Genomic DNA, 7515 nt, shown 5'->3' with positions numbered 1-7515 from the left:
ATCCCCCGCGCGTCGAAAGAGCGGCTCCCCAGCCTCGATCGCTCGTACCTCGCGCCTCGACCAACGAATCCCCCCGCGCGTCGAAAGAGCGGCTCGCCAGGCCTCGATCGCTCGTACCTCGCGCCTCGACCAACGCCCCCTCGCTGGTCGAGGCGCGACGAAGGAGCGATCGAGACCCCGCGCGCCAATCCTCAGACCCGGCCCAGAACGTCTCGACCGGCGATGGCGCGTGGCGCAGCTTGCGGCAGCGGATGCGCACGCGCTACCGTCTCCGGTATGACACACGTGGGCATCCGTTGAATGACGACGACCTCGACGCGATCGTCGTCGGGTCGGGGCCCAACGGGCTGGCCGCGGCGGTCACCCTCGCCCGCGCCGGGCTGACGGTACGGGTCTACGAGAAGAATTCCCTCATCGGCGGCGGCGCGAGCACCGCCGAACTCACCCTGCCGGGGTTTCGGCACGACGTGGGCTCCGCCGTGCACCCGATGGCCCTCGCCTCGGAGTTCTTCCAGCGCTTCGGCCTCACAGACCGCATCGACCTCGTCGTGCCGGACGTCTCCTACGGGCATCCGTTGGCCAACGGCGAGGCGGCCATCGCGTACCGCGACCTCGAACGCACCGCGGCCGGACTCGGAGTCGACGGCCGCGAATGGCTGCGACTGTTCCGTCCGCTGGTCCGCCATGTGGACGAGGTGGCCGAGCTCATCGGCAACCAACTACTGCGGGTACCGCGGCATCCGCTCACCGCGGCCCGGTTCGCGCTGCGCGTGCTCGAGCAGGGCAGCCCCCTGTGGAACCTGCGTTTTCGCGGCGAGCACGCCCCCGCTCTGCTCGCCGGGGCATACGCCCACGCCATCCGCACGATGCCGAGCCTGTCGACGGCCGGCGCCGGGCTCATTCTCGCCACGCACGCACACGTGCGGGGGTGGCCCATCCCGATCGGCGGCAGCAGTGCGATCGTGGGTGCTCTGGTCGATGATCTGCTCGCGCACGGCGGCGAGATCCACACCGACACGCACATTCGACGCCTGAGCGACCTGCCGAAGGCACGCATCGTGCTGCTCGACGTGACCCCGCGCGCGCTCATCGAACTCGCGGACGGCACCCTGCCCACCGCCTACGCCCGCCAGCTCGCCCGGTTTCGATACGGCAACGCCGTGGCCAAGGTGGACTTCGCGCTGTCCGGCCCCGTGCCGTGGAGCGCCGCCGCGCTGCGCCAGGCCCCCACGGTGCACGTGGGCGGCACCCGGGCGCAGGTCGCCCGGGCCGAAAACGCGGTATCGCGGGGCAAGCACGCCGCCGAACCCTACGTGCTCGTGTCCCAACCCAGCATCCTCGACCCCAGCCGCGCGCCGGCCGGCCAGCACGTGCTCTGGGCGTACACGCACGTTCCGCGCGGCTCCAACAATGATCAGACCGAACCCATCACCGGGCAGATCGAACGCTTCGCGCCGGGATTCCGCGACGTGATTCTCGCCTCCGCGAGTCGCACCGCGCGTGACATGGCCGCTTACAACCCCAACCACATCGGCGGGGATATCGCGGCCGGGGAAGTGTCGATGCCCCAGCTGCTCGCCCGCCCGGTGCTCTCGACCGACCCGTGGCGCACGCCCCTGCCCGGGGTATACCTGTGCTCGTCATCCACCCCGCCCGGCCCCGGCGTGCACGGCCTGGCCGGCTACCGGGCCGCGCTCAGCGCCCTCCGCCACGAGTACGACATTCGCGAATCACCCGACCTCTCCCCCGCCTGACGATCCCTCGTCCCGTGAACCCCAGGCCCAGGCGGCGGATGCGGGCCGGTCACCACGCGAGAGGACACCATCCGCCCCATGAATCGCCATCAAGGGGGCAGAAGATGGCCGCTCGGGAATTCAAGGGGCAGAAGTCGGCAGCTCGCACGCGAGACGACAGCATCCGCCCCCTGAACGCACGGCACCACACTCGAAACAACAACATGCGCCCCATGAATGGCTCCCAAGGGGCAAGAGTTGGCAGGTCAGAACGCCCAAGGGGCAGAAGATGGCAGCTCGCACGCGAGACGACAGCATCCGCCCCATGAACGCACGGCACCACACTCGAAACGACAACATGCGCCCCATGAATGGCTCCCAAGGGGCAGGAGTTGGCAGCTCGCACGCGAGACGACAATATGTGCCCCATGGAAACCACGGGTGACGCCGGACGCCCCCCGCACCCGAAATCTCCGTCGCAATCGTGGGGAGAACAGCGAGACGACGCGGGGAGCCGAGCGGGCTCACACCGGGCGGCCCGGTAACGTTAGGGGCATGTCCGTCGTCCGCAGCCGTTTCGTCGTTCGCACCTGTGCGACGTTCGTGTTGTTCACGGTGTTCGCCGGCCAGTTCTGGCGCAATTTAGGCGGATGGTGGGGGTTCGGAATCGTCGCGGCGATCGTTGTCGTGGGCAGTGCGGTCGCTCTCATCACGGAGAAGCCCGAGTGGAAGTGGCGCCGGTTCCCCAAGGCGCTCATCATCTTCATGCTGCTGGTCACCCTGTCGATCCTCTGGTCGTTCTATCCGGGGGCCAGCGCCCTCGGTATCGCGCTCCAGTGGGCCACCACACTGGCCGCCCTGTTCATCGCGCTCGTACTCAGCTGGGCCGAGCTGCTGCGCACGCTGTCCGCCGCGCTCCGCCTCGTGCTCGGTCTGTCACTGCTCTTCGAGCTCTACGTGAGCGTGATCGTGGGCCACGCCGTGCTGCCCTTCTTCGTGCACTACGACCTTGAGAAGATCCCGCTCGCGTTCTACTGGTCGCGCGGGCTGCTGCTTGACGGCGGTCCAATCGAGGGCATCGTCGCCAACCGCAACCTGCTGGGCTTCCTCGCGCTGCTCGCCGTGATCGTGTTCGCCGTGCAGCTCGCGGCGAAGACCGTGCGGCGCGGCTGGGGCGTGTTCTGGCTCGCGCTGGCCGTGGCCACCCTTCTGCTCACCCGCTCCGCCACCATCACGCTGTCGATACTCGTGGTGCTGGTCGCACTCGGCTTCGCCCTGTGGGCGCGCAGCGTGCACCACCAGGCCAGACGTCCCGTTTATCTGACGGCCGCGGCATCCGTCGTCGTGGCCGTCGGGAGCCTCATCGCGTTCTTTCCCCTGCTCCTGCAGGCGTTCGGCAAGAGCGAAGACCTCACCGGCCGCTTTGACATTTGGGCCAGCGTGATCGATTTGGCCGGCCAGCGTCCCGCCTTCGGCTGGGGCTGGGTGAGCTACTGGGTGCCGTGGGTGGAGCCGTTCGACGGCCTCGCGGTACGCAACGGAGTCACCTACCTCCAGGCACACAATGCCTGGCTCGATGTGTGGCTGCAGCTGGGCATCGTGGGTCTCGTGGTGTTCATCGCCCTCGTCTTCGCCACGACCTGGCGCGCGTGGTTTCTCGCCATCGACCGCCCGCGACTCGGGGTGGCCAACACTGCGCCGTATGCGGCATCCGCTCTGCTGCCTCTCTTGATCATGGCGGCGCTGCTCGCCCAGAGCTTCGCCGAGAGCCGATTGCTCGTGGAATACGGCTGGCTGCTGCTCGTGGTGATGGCCGTCATGACGAAGCGCCAGCAGGGCACGCCCGCACCCATGCCGTAAATTGGATAGTCCATGATCCCCCGCGACACTCCCCCCGTCCTCCCTGAGGCCATCAAACGTGTGCTCGCGTCACCGAAGTTCGCCGCTTCGCTCACCCTCATCATTCTCAGCGTCGCGTTCGGCACACACCTGCTGCGCAGCATGATGGGCTGGGCAGGGCTGCTCGGTATCGTGGTGGGGCTCGTGCTCCTCGCCACGTTCTCCCTCATCGCCCGCCGGCCGATCGTGGAATGGCACGGCCTGCTGCCCATCTCGATCATCATTTTCGTGGGCTGGTGCGCCCTCTCGATGGTGTGGAGCGGATACGTTACGGCCACCCTTGCCGGGGTGGCCTACCAGGTGGCGTTCGGGTTTCTCGCCATCTATGTGGCTCTCGTGCGGGACACGTTCCAGGTGGTGCGCGCCACCGGCGACGTGCTGCGGGTTCTGCTCGGCCTGTCGATCGCGCTCGAGGTGCTCTCGGGCATTCTGCTCGACCTGCCCATCTCGTTCCTGAAGATCACCGGGAACATCGCCGACCTCGGCCCCATTCAGGGCGTGTTCGGCAGCCGCAACGTGCTCGGTCTCATTGCCCTGATCGCCGTCATCACGTTCGCGGTGGAGCTGAGAGCCCGGTCGATTCCCCGCGGCCGTGGCATCGCCTCGCTCGTGCTCGCCGCGATCTGCTTGCTGCTCACGCGTTCGCCGGTGATCATCGTCACGGCACTCGTCGTGATCGTGGCGGCGTACGCGCTCACCGTGCTGCGTCGCACCCCGGTGGCCACGCGGTGGCGCCTGCAACTCGCCCTGTTGGGCATCACCCTTGTGACGCTCGTGGCCGCCTGGTTCGGGCGCGGCACCCTGATCACCCAGCTCAACGCGGGCAGCGAGTTCGAGGTGCGGTACTCCCTCTGGACCGAGATGTGGCGCCTCATCCAACTGCACCCGCTCGAAGGCTGGGGTTGGGCCGGCATCTGGCCCAGATCCGATACACCCTATGGCTGGCTTGATTTCACCACCGGCCGCACGCAGACCTCCGGCCTCAACGCCTTCCTCGACGTGTACTTCCAGGTGGGCCTGATCGGCTTCCTGGCCTTCGTGGTGCTGCTCGTGCTCGCGTTCGTGCGGTCCTGGCTGCTGGCCTCGAACAAACGCTCCCTCGTGTACGTGTGGCCGGCGCTCATTCTTGTGGTGCTGCTCGTGACGAGCGCCGCCGAAAGCACCATCCTGGTGGAGTTCGGCTGGCTTCTGCTCTGCATCTGCTCGGTGAAGGCCGCTCAGAGCATGAGCTGGCGCAGTGCGCTCGCCTTCAAGTCCGACGCGCCCAGCTGAGCGGGCTCACGCCGCCGGCATCCGTTCCCCGAAGCTAAAACCGGCGCATCTGAGACACGCCGAGGCGCGGCGACACCCCAGACGGCGTGTCGCGAACGTCTCCGGTTTTACGTGGGTCCGAGCTCGGCGGAGACGGTCCGGTGAGGGACTACTGCCCGGAGCTGACGATCAGCACGGTCACGATGAGAGCAACCACCACGAGCACGAAGGCCAGGCCACCCACGACGATGCCGACCTGAAGCTTGCGACGCCGTACCTCTTCGGTGCTGCGTTCCGGGTCACCGGCACCCCTGTTCCTGTCGATACCAGCGCTCATCACGACTCCTCACGTCAGGATCAAGGCTAGCCGTTAGGCCGCCGCATGACAGTCCCACATCCGGCCCACCGATGACCACGTTCGGTGCCATCGCAGGTGCTGCACGACCTGAGGCCGTCCCCACGTTCTGAGCGTCCGCCGCGGCCATGGCGCCTATACCGGCTGTACCAGGTCTCGCAAAACGTCCTGCGCTCCCAATCCGAAACGAGAGTAGTCGCCGCTGAGCCAGGACCGGACGACCGGCAGAACGCGTCGAACGCGTGCGGCAGGCAGGGCGCTGCGCATCCGCTCGTGAGCCACCTTTGCCCGTATCTGCAGGAGGGTGGCTGCGGGTGGAGTCGGTACGAACTGAGGCGCCCGCTTGTGCAAGCTAACCGCGCGCGCCAACAAACGCTCATTGCGGAGGGTTCGGGAGGCGCGGAGCCGCCCGAAGCGTCCCGCCGCATCGAGGGTTGTCACCCCGATTTGATTGTTCCCGTGCTGGCGATAATCCGTCAGCGGTTCTTCGAGGAGCTCGACCAGCCCCGTAGACGCGGCCACGATGGCGAGCCATTCGTCGTGCACCCATGCCGCGGGGAAGGGCAGGGATCGCTCGACCAGGTCACGGCGGACCATCATTGTCGCTCCGGTGACGATATTTCGCCGCAACAGCACCTCCATGGCGTGACCGGCGTGCACCGCCGCGCGGTCCTGTGCTGAAACCCCGAGGGTCTGCAACAGAGTCAGACCCAGCGGCTCACCACCGGCATTAACCAGGCGTGCCTCCGAGTGAAGCAGATCGAGGTCCGCTCGCCGGCTGAACTGATCGATCATCCGCTCCAGCCGTGGCTCCGCCCAGACGTCGTCTTGGTCACTGAGCGCAATCAGGTCACAGGAACAGGCGCGAAGGGCCTGCTCAAAATTCGCGGTGACACCGAGAGGAGAGGAATTGCGGAGGATCCTGAGTTCAGGTCGAATCGGGTGGACCTTGGACCAGTCAGCGAACGTGCCGTTGATGATCGTGAGCGTGCTGTCCGTCGATCCATCGTCGGACACGATGATTTCCTGAGGCCCGGAGGATTGATCCAGAATACTCAGAAGCTGCTGCCGCACGTACGCGGCCCCGTTGTACGTGCACATTGCCACGGAAATGCGGACGGTCATTTCTTGAGGAGGAGGTGAGAGTCCCAGGCGGATTGCACAATTTCCGCCAACCCGCGTTGCGAGGCCCACCCAATCGACTGTGCGATGGCCAACGGATCGGCAACGACGACGGCCGGGTCCCCTGCCCGTCGAGAACGGACCTCCGGAATCAATCGGGATTCTGCAACCGTGAGAATCTCGTCGATCATGGCTCGCACGGAGGAGCCGACTCCGGTTCCCACGTTGTACACGTCGTGCCGCGGCCCCCCGGTCGACAGACTGTCCAGAGCAGCCAGATGGGCTTCGGCAAGATCGAGCACATGAATGTAGTCACGCACACAGGTGCCGTCGCTCGTGGGGTAGTCGTCACCGAAGATCAGCGGGGCCAAGCCGTGGTCAATTCGCTCCAACACCATGGGAACCAGATTGAGCGCTGCCGTGTCCCCAAGCTCTGGCCAGCCAGCCCCTGCGACATTGAAATAGCGCAAACTGGAGGCTCGAACTCCACAAGCTTCGGCCGCATCAGCCAGAAGCCACTCACCGATGAGTTTGGTTTCACCGTACGGATTGATCGGGTTCTGCGGGGTATCTTCTCGGAGCGCTGGGCCCTCGGACGTTCCGTACACGGCGGCCGAAGACGAGAACACGATGCGGGAAACATCCGCCCGTTCCATCGCCAGCAGCAGGTTGGCCACAGAGCCGATGTTCTGCTGAAAATACCACGCGGGCCGCAACACGGATTCGCCCACCTGCTTGCGCCCCGCGAAATGAATGACGTCGTTCACTCCGTGCGTGCGCATAACGTCCTCGAGCGCTGTCGGGGCGCTCGACATCGCGAGATCCATCTCCACGAGAGGCACGCCGGGAATTCGATTCCTGTTGCCCGTCACTAGGTCATCGACGACAACAACGTCGTCGCCACGGTCGAGAAGCAGACGAACAACATGGGATCCGATATATCCGGCACCGCCGGTCACAAGCACAGTCACGAGTTCAGTTTGTCATTGATTGGGCGTCACATACCCGTGGGGGAACGCTCCGAGCCACCGTCCGAGACGTCGGCCCGGCGGTGGGCACCCTCCAGCTCTCGAACCCGAAGTTCAAGCAAAGCCGACTGCTCGGCTAGATCACGGGTCTTGCTTTCCAATTCTGTGAGTTCCGAGCTGTGCTGGA

6 protein-coding genes are annotated in these 7515 nt (G+C 66.1%); 3 read left to right on the top strand and 3 right to left on the bottom strand.

The genetic code is table 11. The features are described 5' to 3' along the window. Window positions 1-251: 251 nt before the first annotated feature. From JF66_RS10960 to JF66_RS10950, 3 genes are all read left to right on the top strand, one after another. Window positions 252-1754 (top strand): NAD(P)/FAD-dependent oxidoreductase, encoded by a 1503-nt coding sequence (locus JF66_RS10960; protein WP_051973432.1) that lies wholly within the window; start codon window positions 252-254, stop codon window positions 1752-1754. A gap of 534 nt (window positions 1755-2288) precedes the next feature. Beyond that, a complete protein-coding gene (locus JF66_RS10955; protein WP_051973431.1) occupies window positions 2289-3593 on the top strand; it encodes an O-antigen ligase in 1305 nt (434 codons plus the stop codon). Between the two features lie 12 nt (window positions 3594-3605). Then, window positions 3606-4904 (top strand): O-antigen ligase, encoded by a 1299-nt coding sequence (locus JF66_RS10950; RefSeq protein ID WP_035877835.1) that lies wholly within the window; start codon window positions 3606-3608, stop codon window positions 4902-4904. A gap of 148 nt (window positions 4905-5052) precedes the next feature. Here the strand turns inward: JF66_RS10950 and JF66_RS22970 are convergent, their stop codons facing one another. From JF66_RS22970 to galE, 3 genes are all read right to left on the bottom strand, one after another. Continuing rightward, a complete protein-coding gene (locus tag JF66_RS22970; protein WP_156109747.1) occupies window positions 5053-5220 on the bottom strand; it encodes a hypothetical protein in 168 nt (55 codons plus the stop codon). Window positions 5221-5373: 153 nt separating this feature from the next. Beyond that, window positions 5374-6363 (bottom strand): glycosyltransferase family 2 protein, encoded by a 990-nt coding sequence (locus tag JF66_RS10945; RefSeq protein WP_035877827.1) that lies wholly within the window; start codon window positions 6361-6363, stop codon window positions 5374-5376. Next, a complete protein-coding gene (gene galE, locus JF66_RS10940; RefSeq protein WP_035877825.1) occupies window positions 6360-7331 on the bottom strand; it encodes a UDP-glucose 4-epimerase GalE in 972 nt (323 codons plus the stop codon). Before galE ends, JF66_RS10945 begins: the two co-directional genes overlap by 4 nt. Window positions 7332-7515 lie beyond the last annotated feature (184 nt).

The sequence above is a fragment of the Cryobacterium sp. MLB-32 genome (assembly GCF_000738085.1).
Lineage (GTDB): Bacteria > Actinomycetota > Actinomycetes > Actinomycetales > Microbacteriaceae > Cryobacterium.
Note: the sequence above shows the minus strand (reverse complement) of the source record. Positions and strands in the feature narration are given on the sequence as shown.

Bases quoted from the DNA above. Each gene is read 5' to 3' on its own strand.
- JF66_RS10960 (WP_051973432.1), top strand. From the start codon at position 252: ATGCGCACGCGCTACCGTCTCCGGTATGACACACGTGGGCATCCGTTG.
- JF66_RS10955 (WP_051973431.1), top strand. From the start codon at position 2,289: ATGTCCGTCGTCCGCAGCCGTTTCGTCGTTCGCACCTGTGCGACGTTC.
- JF66_RS10950 (WP_035877835.1), top strand. From the start codon at position 3,606: ATGATCCCCCGCGACACTCCCCCCGTCCTCCCTGAGGCCATCAAACGT.
- JF66_RS22970 (WP_156109747.1), bottom strand. From the start codon at position 5,220: ATGAGCGCTGGTATCGACAGGAACAGGGGTGCCGGTGACCCGGAACGC.
- JF66_RS10945 (WP_035877827.1), bottom strand. From the start codon at position 6,363: ATGACCGTCCGCATTTCCGTGGCAATGTGCACGTACAACGGGGCCGCG.